Source organism: Nocardioides limicola, from assembly GCF_016827675.1.
GTDB lineage: Bacteria > Actinomycetota > Actinomycetes > Propionibacteriales > Nocardioidaceae > Nocardioides > Nocardioides limicola.
The window spans coordinates 130,230-149,979 of sequence record NZ_JAERJA010000009.1; the positions used below are offsets into that span (position 1 = coordinate 130,230).

At 68.7% G+C, this 19,750-nt stretch carries 16 protein-coding genes and 1 tRNA gene; all 17 read left to right on the plus strand.

Going from position 1 to position 19,750, the window contains the following annotated elements; all coding sequences use genetic code 11:
- Nucleotides 1–337 precede the first annotated feature (337 nt).
- The 17 genes from JKG67_RS14965 (at nucleotide 338) to JKG67_RS15045 (ending at nucleotide 19,743) form a co-directional block, all read left to right on the plus strand.
- Complete coding sequence (locus JKG67_RS14965) at nucleotides 338–1,735, plus strand: glycine--tRNA ligase (protein ID WP_203338134.1); 1,398 nt, start codon at nucleotides 338–340, stop codon at nucleotides 1,733–1,735.
- A 29-nt stretch (nucleotides 1,736–1,764) separates the two neighbouring features.
- Nucleotides 1,765–2,520 (plus strand): hypothetical protein, encoded by a 756-nt coding sequence (locus JKG67_RS14970; protein ID WP_203338135.1) that lies wholly within the window; start codon nucleotides 1,765–1,767, stop codon nucleotides 2,518–2,520.
- Nucleotides 2,504–3,661, plus strand: a complete 1,158-nt coding sequence (gene dusB / locus JKG67_RS14975) for a tRNA dihydrouridine synthase DusB (RefSeq protein ID WP_203338136.1) — start codon at nucleotides 2,504–2,506, stop codon at nucleotides 3,659–3,661. The genes JKG67_RS14970 and dusB overlap by 17 nt, the downstream gene beginning before the upstream one ends.
- A 282-nt stretch (nucleotides 3,662–3,943) precedes the next feature.
- Entirely contained in the window at nucleotides 3,944–4,729 is a 786-nt protein-coding gene (locus JKG67_RS14980) for a VldE C-terminal domain-containing protein (RefSeq protein ID WP_203338137.1), read from the plus strand.
- Between the two features lie 168 nt (nucleotides 4,730–4,897).
- Nucleotides 4,898–6,025, plus strand: coding sequence for a tyrosine-type recombinase/integrase (locus tag JKG67_RS14985; RefSeq protein WP_307816586.1), 1,128 nt, complete (start codon nucleotides 4,898–4,900; stop codon nucleotides 6,023–6,025).
- On the plus strand, nucleotides 6,022–6,378 hold the full coding sequence (locus JKG67_RS14990) for a helix-turn-helix domain-containing protein (protein ID WP_203338138.1): 357 nt from the start codon (nucleotides 6,022–6,024) through the stop codon (nucleotides 6,376–6,378). Before JKG67_RS14985 ends, JKG67_RS14990 begins: the two co-directional genes overlap by 4 nt.
- Nucleotides 6,379–6,685: 307 nt before the next feature.
- Complete coding sequence (locus tag JKG67_RS14995) at nucleotides 6,686–8,596, plus strand: hypothetical protein (RefSeq protein WP_203338139.1); 1,911 nt, start codon at nucleotides 6,686–6,688, stop codon at nucleotides 8,594–8,596.
- Nucleotides 8,597–8,606: 10 nt separating this feature from the next.
- A complete protein-coding gene (locus JKG67_RS15000; RefSeq protein WP_203338140.1) occupies nucleotides 8,607–9,107 on the plus strand; it encodes a DUF2716 domain-containing protein in 501 nt (166 codons plus the stop codon).
- A gap of 61 nt (nucleotides 9,108–9,168) precedes the next feature.
- Complete coding sequence (locus JKG67_RS15005) at nucleotides 9,169–10,698, plus strand: hypothetical protein (protein WP_203338141.1); 1,530 nt, start codon at nucleotides 9,169–9,171, stop codon at nucleotides 10,696–10,698.
- Between the two features lie 312 nt (nucleotides 10,699–11,010).
- On the plus strand, nucleotides 11,011–12,234 hold the full coding sequence (locus JKG67_RS15010) for a deoxyguanosinetriphosphate triphosphohydrolase (protein ID WP_203338142.1): 1,224 nt from the start codon (nucleotides 11,011–11,013) through the stop codon (nucleotides 12,232–12,234).
- A 236-nt stretch (nucleotides 12,235–12,470) separates the two neighbouring features.
- On the plus strand, nucleotides 12,471–13,400 hold the full coding sequence (locus JKG67_RS15015) for an LLM class F420-dependent oxidoreductase (RefSeq protein ID WP_203338143.1): 930 nt from the start codon (nucleotides 12,471–12,473) through the stop codon (nucleotides 13,398–13,400).
- A gap of 51 nt (nucleotides 13,401–13,451) precedes the next feature.
- Nucleotides 13,452–16,280 (plus strand): DNA primase, encoded by a 2,829-nt coding sequence (gene dnaG / locus JKG67_RS15020; RefSeq protein ID WP_203338144.1) that lies wholly within the window; start codon nucleotides 13,452–13,454, stop codon nucleotides 16,278–16,280.
- Nucleotides 16,281–16,348: 68 nt separating this feature from the next.
- Nucleotides 16,349–16,421, plus strand: a tRNA-Asn gene (locus tag JKG67_RS15025).
- 97 nt (nucleotides 16,422–16,518) lie between these two features.
- Entirely contained in the window at nucleotides 16,519–17,025 is a 507-nt protein-coding gene (locus tag JKG67_RS15030; protein WP_203338145.1) for a flavin reductase family protein, read from the plus strand.
- A gap of 94 nt (nucleotides 17,026–17,119) precedes the next feature.
- Complete coding sequence (locus JKG67_RS15035; protein WP_238998499.1) at nucleotides 17,120–18,169, plus strand: MaoC family dehydratase; 1,050 nt, start codon at nucleotides 17,120–17,122, stop codon at nucleotides 18,167–18,169.
- 72 nt (nucleotides 18,170–18,241) lie between these two features.
- Nucleotides 18,242–18,907, plus strand: a complete 666-nt coding sequence (locus JKG67_RS15040; protein ID WP_203338147.1) for a response regulator — start codon at nucleotides 18,242–18,244, stop codon at nucleotides 18,905–18,907.
- A complete protein-coding gene (locus JKG67_RS15045; RefSeq protein WP_203338148.1) occupies nucleotides 18,904–19,743 on the plus strand; it encodes a hypothetical protein in 840 nt (279 codons plus the stop codon). The genes JKG67_RS15040 and JKG67_RS15045 overlap by 4 nt, the downstream gene beginning before the upstream one ends.
- Nucleotides 19,744–19,750: the final 7 nt, after the last annotated feature.

The window sequence follows — 19,750 nt, forward strand, 5'->3', positions numbered from 1 at the left end:
AGCCACCAGCCACGCATCCGGGCGCTTGACAGGTGGGTGACGCAGGCCGCTTCGGGGAGTACGTCTTGCCACGCCAGCAATCGCTGGCCAACCGAGTGATGGGACATGCGTTCACCCTGTCCCGTCGGGGCGACCGACACGGCGGCGGTTGTGGACAAGGCAGGCGAGCGGGATGGTGTGCGTGACAAGTGGTCACTGAGTCACGGAACCGGTCCCGGAATCTGGGGTTGGGTGACCAGTTGCCTCCCGGCCCGGCGATCCAGGGGTGGCGGTCGATAGGCTGAGCCCTTGCACATCACCGGCAGCCAGCCGGTGGGGAGATCAAGGAGTTCGCACCGTGGCCAAGGCGCCCGCCAGCACCGTCGACAACGTCGTCTCCCTCGCCAAGCGGCGAGGCTTCGTCTACCCGTGTGGGGAGATCTACGGCGGCACACGCTCGGCCTGGGACTACGGCCCGCTCGGAGTGGAGTTGAAGGAGAACATCAAGCGCCAGTGGTGGAAGGCGATGGTGCAGACCCGCGAGGACGTGGTGGGCCTCGACTCCTCGGTGATCCTGCCCCGTCAGACCTGGGAGGCGTCCGGTCACGTCGCCACCTTCACCGACCCGCTCACCGAGTGCCAGTCCTGCCACAAGCGGTACCGCGCCGACCATCTGCAGGAGGCGTACGCCGAGAAGAAGGGCATCGACAACCCTGACGACGTGTCGCTGGCCGACGTCGCCTGCAGCAACTGCGGCACCCGCGGCGCGTGGACCGAGCCTCGCCAGTTCTCCGGCCTGCTGAAGACCTACCTCGGTGTCATCGAGGACGAGTCCGGACTGCACTACCTGCGCCCGGAGACCGCCCAGGGCATCTTCCTCAACTTCGCCAACGTGGTCACCTCCAGCCGCAAGAAGCCGCCGTTCGGCATCGCCCAGATCGGCAAGAGCTTCCGCAACGAGATCACCCCCGGCAACTTCATCTTCCGCACCCGCGAGTTCGAGCAGATGGAGATGGAGTTCTTCGTCAAGCCGGGCGAGGACGAGGAGTGGCACCAGTACTGGATCGACGAGCGCACCCGCTGGTACACCGGCCTGGGTATCAACCCCGACAACCTGCGCCACTACGAGCACGCCAAGGAGAAGCTGTCCCACTACTCCAAGCGGACCGTGGACATCGAGTACCGGTTCAACTTCGCCGGCTCCGAATGGGGTGAGCTCGAGGGGATCGCCAACCGGACCGACTTCGACCTCACCACCCACGCCGAGCACTCCGGCACGGACCTGTCCTACTTCGACCAGGCCAACAACGAGCGCTACACGCCGTACGTGATCGAGCCCGCGGCCGGCCTCTCCCGCAGTCTGATGACCTTCCTGGTCGACGCCTATACCGAGGACGAGGCCCCCAACACCAAGGGGGGCGTGGACAAGCGCACCGTGCTCCGCCTCGACCCGCGACTGGCGCCGGTCAAGGTCGCGGTGCTGCCGCTGAGCCGCAACGCCGACCTCTCACCGAAGGCCAAGGCACTGGCCGCCGAGCTGCGCGGCCTGTGGAACGTCGACTTCGATGACTCCGGAGCCATCGGCCGCCGCTACCGCCGCCAGGACGAGATCGGTACGCCGTACTGCGTCACCGTCGACTTCGACACCCTCGAGGACAACGCGGTCACCGTCCGCGAGCGGGACTCGATGAGCCAGGAGCGGATCGGGCTGGACCAGGTGGTCAACTGGTTCGCCACGCGGCTTGTCGGGTGCTGAGGTTGGGTGCCATGTATCACAATGGCCGCGTGAGCACCTCCGTGAAGCGCCCCGCCCCGTTCGCCGCCGCTGCCGTGGCCTTGGCTCTGTTGCTGACCGGTTGCGCCGGCGGGGCGACCGATGAGCCGAGTGACCCCGAGACCACCGAGGTCAACGAGCCGGAGGAGGCCGGTGACGACACCGTCAACGGCCACACGCTGACCGCGCCGGGCACGGCCCTGGAGGTGGGCGAGTCGGCGTACGTCGCGTGGGAGCCGCAGGCCGGCGCCCGAGGCGCGCTGCAGATCACCGTCGACGTGATCGCCCAGGCGCGCACCCGCGACTTCGCCGGGTGGCAGCTCGACGAGGCGACCCAGCGGGCCACCCCGTACTTCGTCATCTCGACCGTCACCAACATCGGCGACCTGGACCTGGGCGGCATCTCGGTGCCGCTCTACCTGGAGAACACCGACGGCATCCTGATCCAGCAGTCGGAGTTCCGCGAGCAGCGCTTCGAGGCCTGCCCGAGCGAGACGCTGCCCGAGGAGTTCCTCACCGGTGCCGAGCTCACCGTCTGCCAGGTGTACCTGGTCCCCGACGGCGGGGAGGCTGCGACGATGACCTTCCGACCCACCCAGGACTTCGAGGCGATCACGTGGGCCGGCCAGATCCGGCCCTGGGACAAGGTCGGCAAGAAGGCCCGCAACCGGATCCTGGCCCAGCTCACCGCGGACGAGGAGTCCGAGGGCGACGCCGACGACACTGAGAGCGACAGCGACACCGGGGCGGATGACGACGAGGAGTGAGGCGCTGCCCGGTCCGTTGCGACTGGGCTCGCTCGAGGTGCCCGTGCCGGTGGTGCTGGCGCCGATGGCCGGGGTCACCAATGCGGCCTTCCGACGTCTGTGCGCCGAGCAGGGTGCGGGGCTCTACGTCTGCGAGATGATCACCTCACGCGGGCTGGTCGAGCGGGACCCGATGACCCGGTCGATGCTGGTCTTCGACGAGCTCGAGACCATCCGGTCCGTCCAGCTCTACGGCACCGACCCCACCCATGTCGGTGAAGCGGTCGAGATCCTGTGTGCCGAGTACGGCGTGGCCCACGTCGACCTGAACTTCGGCTGCCCGGTGCCCAAGGTGACCCGCAAGGGCGGCGGAGGGGCGCTCCCGTGGAAGCGGAACCTGCTCGCCGACATCCTCGATCACGCGGTCCGCGCCGCGACTCCGTACGGCGTGCCGGTCACCGCGAAGACCCGGATGGGCATCGACGCGGACCATCTCACCTACCTCGACGCCGGCCGGATCGCCGAGGAGGCCGGGTGCGCTGCGATCGCGTTGCACGGCCGCACGGTCGCACAGGCCTACTCGGGCGCCGCGGACTGGGAGGTGATCGGTGAACTGGTGCGGCACGTGAGCATCCCGGTGCTCGGCAACGGCGACATCTGGGAGGCCGACGATGCACTGCGGATGGTCGCTGAGACGGGTGCTGCCGGGGTGGTGGTCGGGCGCGGCTGCCTGGGACGGCCATGGCTGTTCCGGGATCTCGCTGCGGCGTTCACTGCCGGCTCCGGTGCGCCCCCGGCGTTGCCGAACCTCGGCGAGGTGGCCCGGATCATGCGGCGTCACGGCGAACTGCTCTGCCAGCACATGGGCGAGGAGCGGGGCTGCAAGGAGTTCCGCAAGCACGTCTCGTGGTACCTCAAGGGCTTCCGGGCCGGCGGCGAACTGCGGCGATCGCTCGCGTTGGTGGAGACGCTGGCACAACTCGACACCCTGCTCGCCGAGCTCGATCCCACCGAGGTGTTCCCCACCTCCGAACTGGGCCGTCCACGCGGTCGGCAGGGCTCCCCACGGAGTCGGGTGGTGCTCCCTGAGGGGTGGCTCGACGACACCGACGGGCGGGGCTGCGAGATCGATGAGGAGACCCTCGCGACCTCCGGTGGCTGACCCCGAAGGGTCGGCAGAAGCCCGCCTGGCGCACGCTGAAGGTGAGTCAGGTCACGTGTGACGGGCGTCGCCCATTTGTCACATTCGTGGGTTCGTGTGCTCTACTCGGTGACTGTGCCTGGCTGCCACGAGTACGCCGGCACCACAGTCAGCACCCGAGACAGCATCCGCGACAGCAAAGGAATCAGCGCAGTGGCAAACCTGAGCCACAAGCGGGACAACCGAGTCCGCCGCACCATTTCACCCAGAACGATCACCGCGTCCGCAGCGACCCTGGTGACCGTGACCGCCATCGCCTTCGGCACCCTCTCCACCGATGTGAGCACAGCCGACGTCGAGGCCACCGCCGACTTCACCCCCATGTCGTTGGGGGACATCACCCAGGAACGGCTCGAGGTCGTCTCCCGGTCCGCGGGCCGAGCCGTGGAAGAGGCCCAGCCGGGGATCCGCGAGGCGCGCCGCGAAGCCCGCGACGCCGCGACCCGACGGGCGATCCGCAACGCCGAGGTCCAGCAGTGGACCACCGCCGCACTCAACCTGTGGACCGGACGCGGCGACAGCGCCGCCCAGGATGGCACCCTGGAGGCCGGCAAGAAGGTCCTGCTCACCGGACGCACCGGCAACGGGCGCGTCGAGATCGTCGTCAAGCAGACGGCGTACTGGGTGACCGAGGGTTACCTGTCCGATGACAAGCCGGTCGTCACCTCCGGTGCCGCAAGTGCGGCGCCCTGTGCGAACGGTGCCAGCGCCAGCGGTGGCGCCAACGTGCAGAAGGTGCTGCGTGCCACCTGTGCCTTCGCCCCCGAGATCCGCAGCTATGGCGGGATCCGTGGCGGCGGTGGGGACCACGGTCGCGGCAAGGCGCTCGACATCATGGTGTCGGGTGAGCGTGGCTGGCAGATCGCCAACCACCTGCGCGCCAACTACCGCCAGCTGGGCATCACCTACATCATCTACGCCCAGCGGATCTGGTCGCTGGACCGCAGCGGCGAGGGCTGGCGCCCGATGTCGAACCGTGGCTCGGCGACCGCCAACCACTACGACCACGTGCACGTGTCGGTCTTCTAGAAACAGTCTATATTACATTAGATGTAAGGATTCGGCGCGTGGCCTGAGCGTGCTTGCGTGACCTCATGCGGCACGCGATGATCCGGCTGGCACCGTGTTGACCTGCGGAAACGCGCCGAAGGTTACTTCTGATGTACGGATCTTACATTTGATGTAAGACTGTCGTGTGTGGACGAACGTGATGGTGAGGTGCCCGGCGCGCGTACGACGGCGCGCCCTGGCAACGTCGCGTTGCTCCGCCCGGCAGAGCAGGTCTTCGAGGACATGCTGGCGGGTTGGGCCGGGCAGCAGTCGTCCCGATTGCTTGCGTCGGTGACGATCCGGGCGCGGGAACGGAGTGTGCGGCGCTTCGTCGAGTTCTGCGGTACCTATCCATGGGACTGGACCCCGGCGGACGTCGAGGAGTGGACGACCCAACTACTGTCGGCGCCGCGGCCGTTGGCGCCATCGTCGATCCGTGGCTACCAGAACGCAGTCGAGCTGTTCTGCACCTATTTGACAGACCGCCGCTACGACTGGGCCGAGCAGTGCATCGCGCTGTTCGGCACCCACCCCACCCAGGTCTGCCACGAGTGGAACACCGCGGTCCATGTCAGCGATCACGAGGCCAATCCGGCTGTCCGGCCGCTGACGCGCGACGAGCTTCAACAGTTCTTCGACTACGCCGACCACCGCGTCGAACGAGCACGAGCCCGAAAGCGCAAGGGCTGGAAGTCGGTGTTCCGCGACGCGACTCTGTTCAAGATGATCTACGCCTTCGGACTGCGCCGACGCGAGGTCGCGATGCTTGATCTGCATGACTTCACCCGCAACCCCGACGCCACCGAGTTCGGCCGGTACGGCGTGTGCAACGTCCGCTGGGGCAAGGCCAGCCGAGGTTCCCAACCGCGCCGGCGGGCTGTCTTGGCGGTCCTGGACTGGACCCGTCCGGTCCTGGAGGAGTACGTGACCGATGTGTTGCCGATGTTCGACCTGGCGGATCGGGCGATGTTGTGGCCGACCGAACGGCAGTCCCGCGTCACCGGCCACCACATCGGGTTGAGGTTCGCCGAGTACCGCGACGAACTCGGTCTCGACCCGGCACTCCACCCCCACTGCCTGCGCCACTCCTACGTCACTCACCTGATCGAGGAGGGCTTCGACCCGCTCTTCGTCCAGCAACAGGTCGGCCACCGCTGGGGATCCACCACCGCCCTCTACACCGGCGTCTCCGGTGACTACCGCAATCGCGTTCTCCGACGAGCGCTCGACCAGGCCATCCAAGCGCCCGATTCCGAGGAAGGATCGACACCATGACCAAGTCCGGCACCAAGACGGTGGCCTACCGCTGGCACTTGCGGAAGGTGATGGCCGACCACGGCATGCACAGCACCACCAAACTCGTCCCTTTGCTCGCCGATCGTGGTGTCGTGATGACCTCGACGCAGGTCTATCGGATCGTCACCGGCGAACCCGAGCGACTGAACATGCAGTTCCTCGCCGCGCTGTGCGACATCTTCGACTGCACCCCCAACGACCTCATCGAGCCCTACGTGGCGTCCTCGTCCACGCGCGGACGCAAGGCCGCCGCAGGTGCGGTGAAGGCGCCGGGCAAGCCCGGCGGCAAGAACCGGCCGACCCGCGCGGTCATCAAGTCCGCCGACAGCTGAGTCGGGTCCAGTGCCCAGGCACGCGGCGCAGGCGTGCCCAGCGTGCGGCCGGCCGCGCAGCGGCCGCGCACCCGGGGTGCTCATGTGCCGCTGCCACGAGCAGCGCCGGTCGGCTGAACGACAGGCCGCCAAGCGATCGGCTCAACTCGCCGCTGTAACTGCTCTGTTGGTGGAGCTCGACCCCTCGGTCACTCAGGCCAGCGTCGAGGATCTGCTGGATCAGGTCGTTCCCGCGCAGCATGCACGCACTCGGTTGGTTGGCCACCTCATAGGGCACCCCGACGTGCTCACGGCCGGCGGGTCAGCCATGCCAAAGCTCGTGGGCGAGCTCATCTACGCAGCGATCGAGGCCGGCATCGACGGACTGGTCTCGCCCGGATGCGCACTGTGTGGCCGACCCCGGACCCTGTTCCACAACCACGGCGATGGTCAACGGATCTGCACGACCTGCTACAGCCGGCTCCGCGTCGCGACCTGCTCGAACTGTGGCCGCGACGGTCAGCGCATCAAGGTCCATGACGACGAAGGCCGTCCTGTATGCGCTCGTTGCCACGAACGCGCCCAAGCACCGGACCTCTGCGCGGGCTGCGGGAAACTCCGCCGCCTGAAACGATCATCCGTCGACGGGCTCAGCTACTGCCGCGGCTGCCAAGCCAGGCGTGCGCCGACCGAACGCTGCTCGATCTGCGGGCAGGACAGCCGGGTCAACGCCCGCGCTACCGATGGCGGTGCGGTCTGCACCACCTGCTACACCAAGACCCGCACCGCCACCGACGTCTGCGACGAATGCGGCACCATCGGACCGCTCAATGCCCGCGCCGACGGACGGTCCGGGGCCGGGAAGAATCTCTGCGGCCGCTGCTATCGGCACCCCAAGCGTGGGTGTGGCATCTGTGGCCGGGTCCGCCGGGTTGCGCTGCGGGCAACCGACACGAGTCCCGACATCTGCCCGACCTGCTACCAGGCGCCGGTGATCGACTGCTCAGTCTGCGGCCAGTCCGGGCTCGGACGACGTGCGACCAAGAACGGCAAGCCGTGGTGCTTCGCCTGCCAGGCGACCGAGTACGTCGACAGCCTCCTGGCGACGGCCGACGGCGCGATGCCCCCGAAGCTGAAAGACGTACGCGATGTCCTGGTCGCCCGGGCCGGCGCTCCCTCGTTGGTCAGCAACTGGCGCAGCACCCAGTCACTTCGCCTTCTCGCCCGACTCGCCGAGCAACCGGATGCGATCAACCACAAAACGTTGGACGAGGAAGGCAACCGCTTCTCGGCGCACTACCTCCGCGCCCTCCTCGTGGCCACCGGCGTGCTGCCCGAACGAGACGAACAGGCAGCCCGGCTCGACCGCTGGGTGACCGAATTGCTGGCAGGTGTCGAGGACCTCAACCAGCGAAAGATCCTGACCCGCTACGCCCGCTGGCATGTTATCGCTCGAGCACGACCCGACCGGCACGGCCAACTCCGACCCGCTGTCGCCGACCGATGCCGACAAGAGATCCGCATGGCCCAACGCTTCCTTATCCACCTCGACGAGCGGGGCGCCAACCTCGCACATTGTCGTCAGATGGACATCGACTCCTGGATCACCGGACGACAGGGCATGAAGGTCCGATTCCTCAACTGGCTACAAGCAGACGGTGAACTCGCAGAGGTAAACCTCCCCGTCCTGGCAGGTCCGCAGGGTCCGGGTGCCACGATCGACCAAGACCAGCAGTGGGCCCTCGTCCGACGCATGCTGCACGACCCGACGAGCGCCAGCATCGAGGACCGCGCCGCGGCCTGCCTGGTCCTGCTCTACGCCCAACACGTCACCACCATCGTCGCCCTCACCGTCGACGACATCGAACTCACCAGCAGCGGCACCTACCTCAACCTCGGCACGGAGCCGGTCGAACTTCTGCCAGACGTCGCTGACCTCATCACTGCGCTCCCTATTGCCAAGCCTTTCGGTGCCGCCCGAACCCTCGCTGACCCGAAGTGGCCCTTCCCCGGCAAGAGAGCCGGGCACCACCAACATTCGAAGTCACTCATGGGCCGGCTCAACCGCCTCGGGATCATCACTCGCGCCAGCCGCAACACCGCGATGCTGCATCTCGCAGCGACCGTCCCGCCGGCCGTGTTCGCCAGCCTCGTCGGCATCGACGTCGGCACCGCGACACGCTGGGCCGAGCATGCCGGTGGCAACTGGACGAGGTACGCCGCTGAACGGAGCCGATAGCGTTGTGGCCGTGGAAGAGGCGGACGACGTGTGGCGTGAGGTCGACTACGAGTCAGCGTGGGCGCCGTTCAACGAGCGGTTCGGGTTCGTCGCCAACTACTACGAGCGCGTACGTCCGGCGATCGAGCTCCCACCCGAGTCTCTCGTCATTGACTTGGGCCCAGTCTTCCAACATGACGGTCCCCGCTTTGCCGCCGGGGAGGATGCGATCAGCGCGGCCGCGATGCGTTCCTTCGTCTGGCTCGCCGATGACGAGGAACTCGTTGCCCTCGACTGGCAGCACCCTGCCTACCGCTACTCACCGGGCCGCCAGGCCACGTCCGCAGGAAGCCCCGTCATCCCGGTGTTTCCCAACGGTGACTACTACGCGCACATGACACCCGACCTTCGCTGGGGCACCTTCGGGCACCCCTGGCAGCAGACGCTGACCATCTGGGGCGCGGACCTCATCGCCGATCTCGGTGCCGAGCTGCTGACGTGGCTGCCTCGACACCCACAGAGCCCGACGTGATCTGCTTGCAATTCGGTAGGGACTGCGGCGGCCGGCACGAGAAGATGAGTGCATGATGTCGTTGACGGAGGCCCGCGAGCTCGCCGCCGACTTGGCATCAAAGGCCACCGGCGGTGGCCCTGACGAGTGGCGCATTGGCGCAACGGAGCTTGAGTCATTGGACGGTCGCTCCTGGCTCGTCCTCGACCAGGCCGCCCGCACCTTCACCCATGCCACCGGAACCCCGGCCAGCGGCGTCCGTGGCTGGCTCAGCCCCAACGTCGATGAATCCACCGGGTTCGTCGCCGCCGTCACGAGCCTGCATGTTGACGGCCGATTCCGGGAACGGGCAACTCAGGTTCTAGCGACGAAGCGCACGAGCATCGCATTCTCGGCGCTCGCTGTTCGACTCCTCGACCACGTCCCCCAAGTCCGCGCGGCCGCATGGGCGAGCCTGAAACCCCACCTCGACGCCAGCACGGCCGTCGTCGTGCTCGACATCATCCTGTCTGGCCGCGGTCGGCAGCACGCGCCCCAGGCACTCACAGACATTCAAGAGGCCCTGACCGCCGACCTCGGCTCTGAAGGCGTTGTCCGAGCGTTCCTCGCGAGCAGCAGACGAAACGTCCGTCGGTGGGCATTCGAGCTCGGCCACCAGTGGCACGTCCTCACCGCCGACCAGCTCGTCGATGCCGCGCGAAGAGACCCCGACCAGTGGCTCCGCGCCACCTGCGCGGACTGGCTTATGTCGATCGGCGCACCGAGCCACATCGCGCAATTGCTCGACGCCAACAGCGTCGAGGGACGGCTCGTCGCGCTCACGCGCCTACCCGATGACCAACTCTCCGACGAGGCGCTCCGGGCGCTCCTGACCGACCGCGCGCCCAGAGTCCGGGAGCAAGCCCGATGGCGTGCACACCGACGTGGACTCGACATCATCGGTCACTACCGCAGTCAACTCGTTGCTCCCTCCATCGCACCACGCGTTCGCGCAGCCTGCCTGGACGGCATCGCAGTCCTCGGCGACGAGTCAGACCTACGTACCTGCATCGATCACCTCGCGCACCCGAACGCACGCATCCGCGCTGCGGCCGTCAACGCCATTCTCGGACGCGCCACCGACGACGATGTCGTCCGTCTCCTTGGCCCCGTACTTCTCGACGTCAGCCCACGAGTCAGCGCAGCCGCCGCACGCTCCCTAGCCCGCCTGGGTGCTCCGCCATCTCTCGCCAATGAGGCTTGGGCGTCAGAACGGCCAGCCAACAGGCGGGCTGCCTGGCGACTCACACGCGCAAGCGGCGGATGGCACCGCGTCGAAGCGGACCTCCGGGCGGCCGGCGACCCCGACACGCACCTCTCCTCGCTCGGCCAAGCCGGCATCTCGAACTGGCTCGCCGTCAGCGCTGCGACCACCTGGGACCGACTCTCCGACGAACAGCACACCCGGATCGCTGACGCACTCGAGGCTGCGGATCTCAACGCTGAGCAAGTCCGGATCGTCGCGTTCCACGCCGGCATCAAACGGCGCGCGAACGCTCCCGAAGGAACGGCAACGTCGGCTCCCCGAGCGCCCGCCCGGCGCCGCTGGCTACGCGCAATCCGCCGCCGCTGACACGGGTGGTGCCGTCCAGCGCACCTACTCGCAAACGGAGGCATTCACGCAGTTCCGACATCAACCATCGCCGGTAAACTCAGAGGCCGAGAACCAGGCGCAGTGCTGCGTCAACCGAGCGAAGGTCGGCTGGGTTGAGGTGGCCGATCGACATCTGGTGATCGTGGGGGATGCCCACCCCTGACGCCTGTTTGCGCGCCATGGGGGCTCCGAGGTGACCAGACGCGTGGGAGTGTGGTCGGGGTTCCCTCGCTGGGCCCTCGTCGTCGGGGTGACGGGCACGCTGCGGGCGATGCCCTAGGCTCGGCGCCGATGGACGGATACGACGCACACGCACGGGAGCGGCTGGTCCCCGAACCGCCGAAGCGGGTGGAGGCGCCCGAGCGCACCCCGTTCGAACGGGACCGTGCCCGGGTGGTGCACTGCGCCTCGTCGCGACGCCTGGCGGCCAAGACGCAGGTGATGGGGCCGCAGAGTGACGACTTCGTCCGCAACCGACTCACCCACAGCCTCGAGGTCGCCCAGGTGGCCCGGGATCTGGCGCGGGCGCTGGGATGTCATCCCGACATCGCCGAGACCGCGGCGCTGGCCCACGACCTGGGGCACCCGCCGTTCGGACACAACGGCGAGCGGGTGCTCAACGATCTGATGGTCGCCCATGGCGGCTTCGAGGGGAACGCCCAGACGCTGCGGATCCTCACCCGACTGGAGGCGAAGACCTTCGACGGGGAGCGTTCGGCCGGGCTGAACCTGACCAGGGCCACCCTGGACGCGTGCACGAAGTACCCCTGGCGTCGCGACGACCCGCAGGGCCCGACCAAGTTCGGTGTCTACGACGACGACCTGGCGGTCTTCGGCTGGCTGCGCGACGGGGTCGACGGCGTACGCCGGTGCCTGGAGGCCCAGGTGATGGACCTGGCCGACGACGTGGCCTACTCGGTGCACGACGTCGAGGACGGCATCGTCGCGGGGATGATCGACCTGTCCCGGGTCCCCGAGGAGCGGGCCGAGGTATGGGCGACGGTGCGCGGGTGGTACCTGCCTGACGTCTCCGATGCCGAACTCGACGACGTGCTGGGCGGCCTGCAACGTGACGGGCTCTGGGCGCAACTGCCCTACGACGGTTCGCGTCGCAGGCTGGCGGCCCTGAAGAACCTCACCAGTGACCTGATCGGCCGCTTCTGCGGAGCCGTGCAGCAGGCCACCTTCGCTGTCGGCCGGACCCCGGTGGCCCGGTACGGCGCCGATCTTGAGGTGCCCCGACAGACCTGGCTGGAGATCAGCCTGCTCAAGGGGGTGGCCGCCCACTACGTGATGGCCACCGACGTACGACAGGCCACCCATGCCCGTCAGGCCGACCTGCTCAACGAGCTGTTCAGCGCGGTCGCTGCCGAACCCGAGCAGCGCCTGGACGTCACCTTCGCCCAGGACTTCGCGGCCGCCGGCGACGATGCGGCTCGGCACCGGGTGATCGCCGACCAGATCGCCTCCCTCACCGATGCCTCAGCGGTCTCCTGGCACGCCCGCTGGTGCTGACCCCGCCCAAGCACCGGGAGTCTCGGTGATCGAGTGCCGAGGGGCCGCTGCCCAGGTGTGGGGTGCTGTTCGGTGATCGAGTGCCGCCGAGGGGCCGCCGCCCAAGCACTGGGGTGCTGATTCGGTGATCGAGTGCCGCCGAGGGGCCGCCGCCGAAGTGTGGGGTGCTGATTCGGTGATCGAGTGCCGCCGAGGCACGAGGCGGTGTATCGAGATCACCTCGTACGCTGGCCGCCATGGACCTGAGGATCTTCACCGAGCCCCAGCAGGGCGCCACCTACGACGATCTGCTCGCGGTGGCCCGCACGGCCGAGGAGTTGGGCTTCGACGCCTTCTTCCGCTCCGACCACTACGTGGGGATGGGCACTCCGGGGCTGCCCGGGCCCACCGACGCCTGGATCACCCTGGCCGGGCTGGCGCGGGACACCAGCCGGATCCGGCTCGGCACCCTGATGACCTCGGCCACCTTCCGACTGCCAGGCCCGCTGGCCATCGCCGTCGCCGGCGTGGACCAGATGAGCGGCGGCCGCGTCGAACTCGGCCTGGGGGCCGGCTGGATGGTGGGGGAGCACACTGCCTACGGCATCCCCTTCCCGGACACCGGCGAGCGGTTCGACCGGCTCGAGGAGCAACTCGCGGTGATCACCGGCCTGTGGCGAACCCCGGCCGGGGAGGGGTTCAGTCACGACGGTCAGCACTATCGGTTGACCGATTCACCGGCGCTGCCCAAACCGACCCAGACCCCGCATCCGCCGATCCTGGTCGGCGGCAAGGGGAAGCGTCGTACGCCGTTGCTGGCGGCCCGGTACGCCGACGAGTTCAACATCCCGTTCGAGAGCATCGAGACCACCGTCGACCTGTTCGCGAGGGTGCGCGCAGCCTGCCGGACCGAAGGGCGCGACCCCGACTCGTTGATCTACTCCAACGCGCTGGTGGTCTGCTGTGGCGCCGACGAGGCCGAGGTGAGGAGGCGCGCTGACGCGATCGGACGGGCGCCCGACGAGTTGCGGGCCAACGGTCTGGCCGGGACCCCCGCCGAGGTCGTCGACCGGATCAGCGCCTACGCCGAAGCGGGCTGCCAACGCGTCTACCTGCAGGTCCTGGACCTGAGCGACCTGGCCCACCTGGAGCTCATTGCCGCCGAGGTCATGCCTCGCCTCGGGTGACCTCCGGCAGGTGCGCCCCGGGTGTGGGAACCGGGCCGTAGACTCCCCGACGTGGCCGGGCGGATCAAGGACGAGGACATCGCAGAGGTGCGCGAGCGGGTGCGCATCGACGAGATCGTCTCCTCCTACGTCACCCTCCGCAACGCCGGCGGCGGCTCAATGAAGGGCCTGTGCCCCTTCCACGACGAGAAGTCGCCGTCGTTCCACGTGACCCCGAGCCGTGGCTTCTTCCACTGCCTTGCCGGAGAGACCCGGGTGCTCACCGATCAGGGTGTGCGCGAGATCCGTGAACTGTCCGGGGGTGTCCACCGGGTGCTCGGGTCCGGTGCTCAATGGGTTGCCGCACCCTTCAAGTCCTACGGCATTCAGCGCCTTCACCGGATCACGCTGACCCGGAACCGGCAGGTCAAGGAGTTGTATGCGACCGACGGCCACCGCTGGTTCGTCAGAGCCGGAGCCAAGCGCACGAACCGACGCGAGGTGCTTACCCAAGATCTGAAGGCAGGCGATGCGCTTGCCTACACGTTCCCCGGATCCCGCATCCGCCGGACCACGCCGTCACCTTTCGGTATCGCCCACGGCTTCACCTACGGCGACGGCACTCGCTCGGGGACCGGATCCATGGCACTGCTGTGTCCTCCCAAGGACCTGGCCATGCTCAAGTGGTTCCCGAACAGCCACACCAGCGCGTCCGGGGAGAACCTGCTGGTGCACCATCTGCCGGCGTTCTTCAAGGACCTGCCACCGCGCACCGAGTCAGTGTCGTACCTCTACGGCTGGTTGTCCGGCTACTTCGCCGCCGACGGGTGTGTGGCCCAGGACGGGACGGTGATCTTCAACTCCGCCGACCGCAGCGACCTCGAGTTCGTGCGGGATCTCTGCACCCGGTTGGGCATCGGCACCTACGGCGTGACCACCCAGGTCCGTGCAGGATTCCCCGGGCGAGAGCCGAGCGAAGTTCACCGAATCCACCTCATCAACGAGGACCTCCAAGAGAACTTCTTCCTCCTCGACGAACACCGCGAGCGCTTCCTGGCGGCCGACAAGAGCTTCGCCCGTCGAGGGTGGATCGTGCGGTCGGTGGAGCCAACAGACCGGGTCGAGGAGGTCTTCTGCGCCGAAGTGCCTGACGGTCACGCGTTCACCCTTGAGGACAACATCCTCACCGGCAACTGTTTCGGTTGTTCCGAAGGCGGCGATGCGATCAGCTTCCTGATGAAGATCGACGGCATCACCTTCACCGACGCCGTTGAGCGACTCGCCGACAAGTACGGCGTGGTGCTGCGGCGCGAGGACGGCGGAGTCCCGGAGCGTCCCAAGGGTCCGGCCCGGCAGCGGTTGATCGAGGCCAACAAGGTGGCTGCGGAGTTCTACGTCGGGCAGTTGGCCACCCCCGAGGCGCTGACCGCCCGGCAGTTCCTCGCCAGCCGGGGCTTCGATCGGGACTCGGCCGACACGTTCGGGGTGGGCTTCGCCCCCCGGGACGGCGACGCGCTGCTGAAGCACCTGAGGCAGTCCAGGTTCACCGAGGAAGAAGTGGTGGCCGCGGGACTGGTGGCCATCGGCCGCTCGGCGTACGACCGGTTCCGTGGCCGGCTGCTGTGGCCGATCCGGGACTCCTCGGGCGACGTGATCGGCTTCGGAGCCCGGCGGATCTTCGACGACGACCGGATCGAGGCCAAGTACCTCAACACCCCCGAGACGCCGATCTACAAGAAGAGCCAGGTCCTCTACGGCATCGATCTGGCCCGCCGCGAGATCGCACGGTCGTCGCAGGCGGTGGTGGTCGAGGGGTATACCGACGTGATGGCCTGCCACCTGGCCGGAGTCGGCACCGCCGTGGCCACCTGTGGCACCGCCTTCGGCGACGAGCACGCCCGGGTGCTGCGCCGGTTCCTGCACGACCACGAGGAGTTCCGCGGTGAAGTGATCTTCACCTTCGACGGGGACGCCGCCGGCCAGCAGGCAGCGATGCGCGCTTTCAAGGGCGACGCCAACTTCGTCTCCCAGACCTATGTGGCGGTCGAGCCGAACGGACTGGACCCGTGCGACCTGAGGCTGAAGTCCGGTGACGAGTCGGTCCGCGAGTTGATCGCCCGTCGAGTGCCGCTCTATCGGTTCGTGCTCGCGAACATCCTGGAGCGCTATGACCTGGACCGCGCCGACGGCCGGGTGGACGCGCTGCGTGAGGCGGCCGCGCTCGTCTCCAGCGTCAGGGACCGGTCCAAGGTGGACGCCTTCGCCCGCGAGATCGCCGGGCTGGTCGGCATCGACGTCGAGGAGGCCCGGTCCGAGGTACGCCGCCAGGCCGCCCGCGGCAAGTCCACGCCGGTGCGCGGCCAACGCGACCCGGCTCCGGCCGGATCGACCGAGCAGCCCGCCCCCAGGCCGCCGCTGCCGGATCTGCGGGACCCGCGGTTCGCGCTGGAGCGGGAGACGCTGAAGCTGGTGATCCAGCACCCGGCCGCGGTCGGAGCCGGGATCTCCGAGGTCGGCGACAACGACTTCACCCACCCCACCTATCGCGGAGTCTGGCAGGCGGTGGCCGCCACCGGCGGCCCGGCCGCCGGGGTCACCGACTCCGGCTGGGTGGCGAAGATGCGCGACCAGGCCGCCGACCCCGACGTGATCGCGCTGCTCTCGGCCCTGGCCGTGGAACCGCTGCCCACCAGCGGTGCCCCCGATGCCCGCTACGTCGCCCAGCACGTCTTCCGGCTCTTGGAACTCACTGCGCAACGCCGGATCGCCGACATCAAGTCCAAGTTGCAGCGGACCAACCCGGTCGACCAGTCGGCCGAGTACAACAAGATGTTCGGCGAGCTGGTCGCCCTGGAGCAGCACCGCAGGTCGCTGCGGGAGAAGGCCGTCGGCGAACGCTGACCACGGCGCCGACCCCGGATTTCACCTCGCACGCGCGGAGTTGCTAATCTGTGCGGGCTGCCAAGCGGTCCCCTGTAGCTCAACTGGCAGAGCATTCGGCTGTTAACCGGAGGGTTGTTGGTTCGAGTCCAACCGGGGGAGCATCGGAACCCCGTCTGATCTGCGGAAACGCGATCCGGCGGGGTTCAGGCATTTCGCCGTACGACGTTCTGGAGCCGGTCACGTACCCTCAGGACGCGTGACCATCCACACCGACCACCCCTTCCTCGGGGACGACCGCGACCCGGTGCGGCAACTGCGCGGCAGGCTCGGCGGCACTGTCAGCCTGTGGACCAGCGGCGACGAGGACGGCCGGGCCGGCCTGACCGTCTCATCCGTGCTCGTCGCCCCCGGTGAGCCCGGCCAGCTGCTCGGGCTGCTCGACCCGGACTCGGACCTCCTCGAGGCGCTCACCTCGACCGGCCGGGCCGTCGTACAACTGCTGCGGTGGGAGCACCGGATGCTCGCCGACCAGTTCGCCGGAGTGGCCCCGGCCCCCGGCGGCCCGTTCCGGCAGACCGACTGGACGCCCACGTCGTGGGGGCCACGTCTCGCCGACGCCGGGACCTGGGCCGGGGTGCTGCTCGAGGACGACCGTGAGGTCGGGTGGTCGAGGCTGGTCACCTGTCGCGTCGAGCACGTGGAGATCGCCGAGGACATCGATCCGCTGGTGCACCAGCGCGGCCGCTACCAGCGACCCGGATGAGGGCTGTGCGCCGCCCAGGGGGTGAGCCCGCCACCGGGACACGTTCCCCAGCAGGCGAGAATGACCGCGCCGGACCGAGCCGATGAGGAGCACCATGAGCAAGACACTGGTTTCGAAGCCCTGGGCGGGCAACTTCTTCGAGGACTTCCGCCTCGGGCAGGTGATCGAGCACGCCACCCCGCGCACCGTCACCGAAGGCGACCGGGCGCTCTACGGGGCGCTCTACCCGACCCGGTTCGCGCTCCCGTCCTCGGCAGCGTTCGCCGCCTCGGTCGGACTGGCAGCGCACCCGGTGGAGGAACTGATCGGCTTCCACATCGCCTTCGGCAAGACCGTGCCGGACATCTCGCTGAACGCGGTGGCCAACCTCGGCTACGCCGAGTGCCGGTTCCACACCCCGGTGCTGCCCGGCGACACGCTGAGCACCACCTCGGAGGTGATCGGGCTCAAGGAGAACTCCAACGGCAAGACCGGGGTCGTCTACGTCCGCTCCACCGCCACCAACCAGCGGGGCGAGGTCGCCATCGACTGGGCGCGGTGGGTGATGGTGCGCAAGAACGACGTGGACGCCGCCGCTCCCGAGACCGTGCTGCCCGACCTGGCGCCGGCGGTGGCCGCCGCGGACCTGATCGTGCCCGCGGGCCTTGACTTCACGGCGTACGACTTCGCGGCCGCCGGTGAGACGCACCGCTTCGACGACTACTCGGTCGGCGAGAAGGTCGACCACGTCGACGGAGTCACCCTGTCCGAGTCCGAGCACATGATGGCCACCCGGCTGTGGCAGAACACCGCCAAGGTGCACTTCAACGTCGAGGCCCGGCCCGATGGCACCCGGCTCATCTACGGCGGGCATGTGATCTCGATGGCCCGGGCGCTCTCCTTCAACGGACTGGCCAACGCCCAACTGATCGCGGCGATCAACGCGGGTGCGCACACCTCTCCGGCCTTCGCCGGGGACACGGTCTATGCCTGGTCCGAGGTGCTTGACAAGGCTGAGACGAGTGCTCCGGGTGTGGGCGCGCTCCGGTTGCGGTTGGTCGCCACCAAGGGCCGCGACGAAACGATGACGTTGCGCAACGACGAGGGCAAGTACGCCGACGGCGTCCTGCTCGATCTCGACTACTGGGCGTTCGTGCCGCGCTGACGTCGCCGGGGAACCGACCGCGGTCGCTACCGTAGGGCCAGACCAGACGACGCGAGGCGGACGGAGGCCCAGATGGGGGAGGCGGACGAGAAGTCGATCCGGGTGATGGTCGTCGACGACCATCCGATGTGGCGCGACGCCGTGGAGCGAGACCTCGCCGAGGCCGGGCTGACCGTGGTCGCGGTGGCGGCGAACGGTCGCGAGGCGCTGGCACGGTTCCCCGCGGCGCGCCCGGACGTGCTGGTGCTCGATCTGCAGATCCCTGAACCCAACGGGGTCGAGGTGACCGCTGAGGTGGTCCGTCAGGATGCCGCGGTCCGGGTGCTCATCCTGTCAGCCTCCGGGGAGCACGACGACGTCCTGGCCGCGGTCAAGGCCGGCGCCACCGGCTACCTGGTGAAGTCCGCCTCGCGGACGGAACTGCTGGACGCGGTACGCCGGGTGGCCGCCGGGGACACCGTGTTCACGCCGGGGCTGGCCGGGCTGGTGCTGGGGGAGTACCGCCGACTCGCCGAGCCCGGGCACGACGACGACTCCCCGACGTTGACCGACCGGGAGACCGAGGTGCTGCGTCTGGTCGCCAAGGGCCTCAGCTACAAGCAGATCGCGGAACGGCTGGTGGTCTCGCACCGCACCGTGCAGAACCACGTCCAGAACACGCTGCGCAAACTGCAACTGCACAACCGGGTGGAGCTCACCCGCTATGCGATCGAGCAGGGACTGGACGAAGAACTGTGACGCTGCTGCAGGTCGCCGACGGGCTGTACGGGCTGCCGCCGGCCCAGTTCACCGCCGCCCGGGACGCGGCCGTTGTCGCCAACCGTGCCGAGTCCCCTGAGCTCACCGCCGCGATCCGCGCGCTACGCAAGCCCACCACGGCGGCCTGGGTGGTCAACCTGCTGGTACGCCGCGACGGCGGCCAGGTGGGCGACGTACTGGCCGTGGGGGCAGCCATGCGCGAGGCCCAGGCAAGCCTGGACGGCGCCGAACTCCGTGCCCTGACCAGCCAACGACGTCAGCTCACCGCAGCCCTCACCACCCGGGCTCGTCGACTGGCCAGCGAGGTCGGCGTCGCAGTCTCGACCGCGGTAGCCGAGCAGGTCGAAGCCACACTGACCGCAGCCGTCCTCGACGCCAGCGCCGCCGAAGCCGTCCAGTCCGGGCTGCTGGTGACTGCCCTCCGGGCCACCGGAGTGGACACGGTGGACGTGCAGGCGGCTGTGGCCACCCCGGAGGCGCTCGGACATCACGCCACCCCCGACACGGCCCTGCGTTCGGTCGGGGACCCCGACGCCACCGCGCGGGCGGCTGCGAAGGCAGCCCTGGTCGCTGCCCGCCGTACGGTCGCTCAGGCCAGGCGCGAGACCGAGCGGACCGCCCGTCAGTTGGCGGACCGTCAGGCCGAGGCCGACAGGCTCACTGCCCAGATCGAGGAGCTGCGCAGCCAGTTGGCGGCCACGACGCAACGGCGCGACGTGCTCGACGCAGCCCTGACCGATGCCGAGAGCGCCCACGCTGACGCCGTCCGTGCGCTGGCCGAGGCTGAAGCGGTCCAACGAGCTGCCGAGATCTGACACCTCG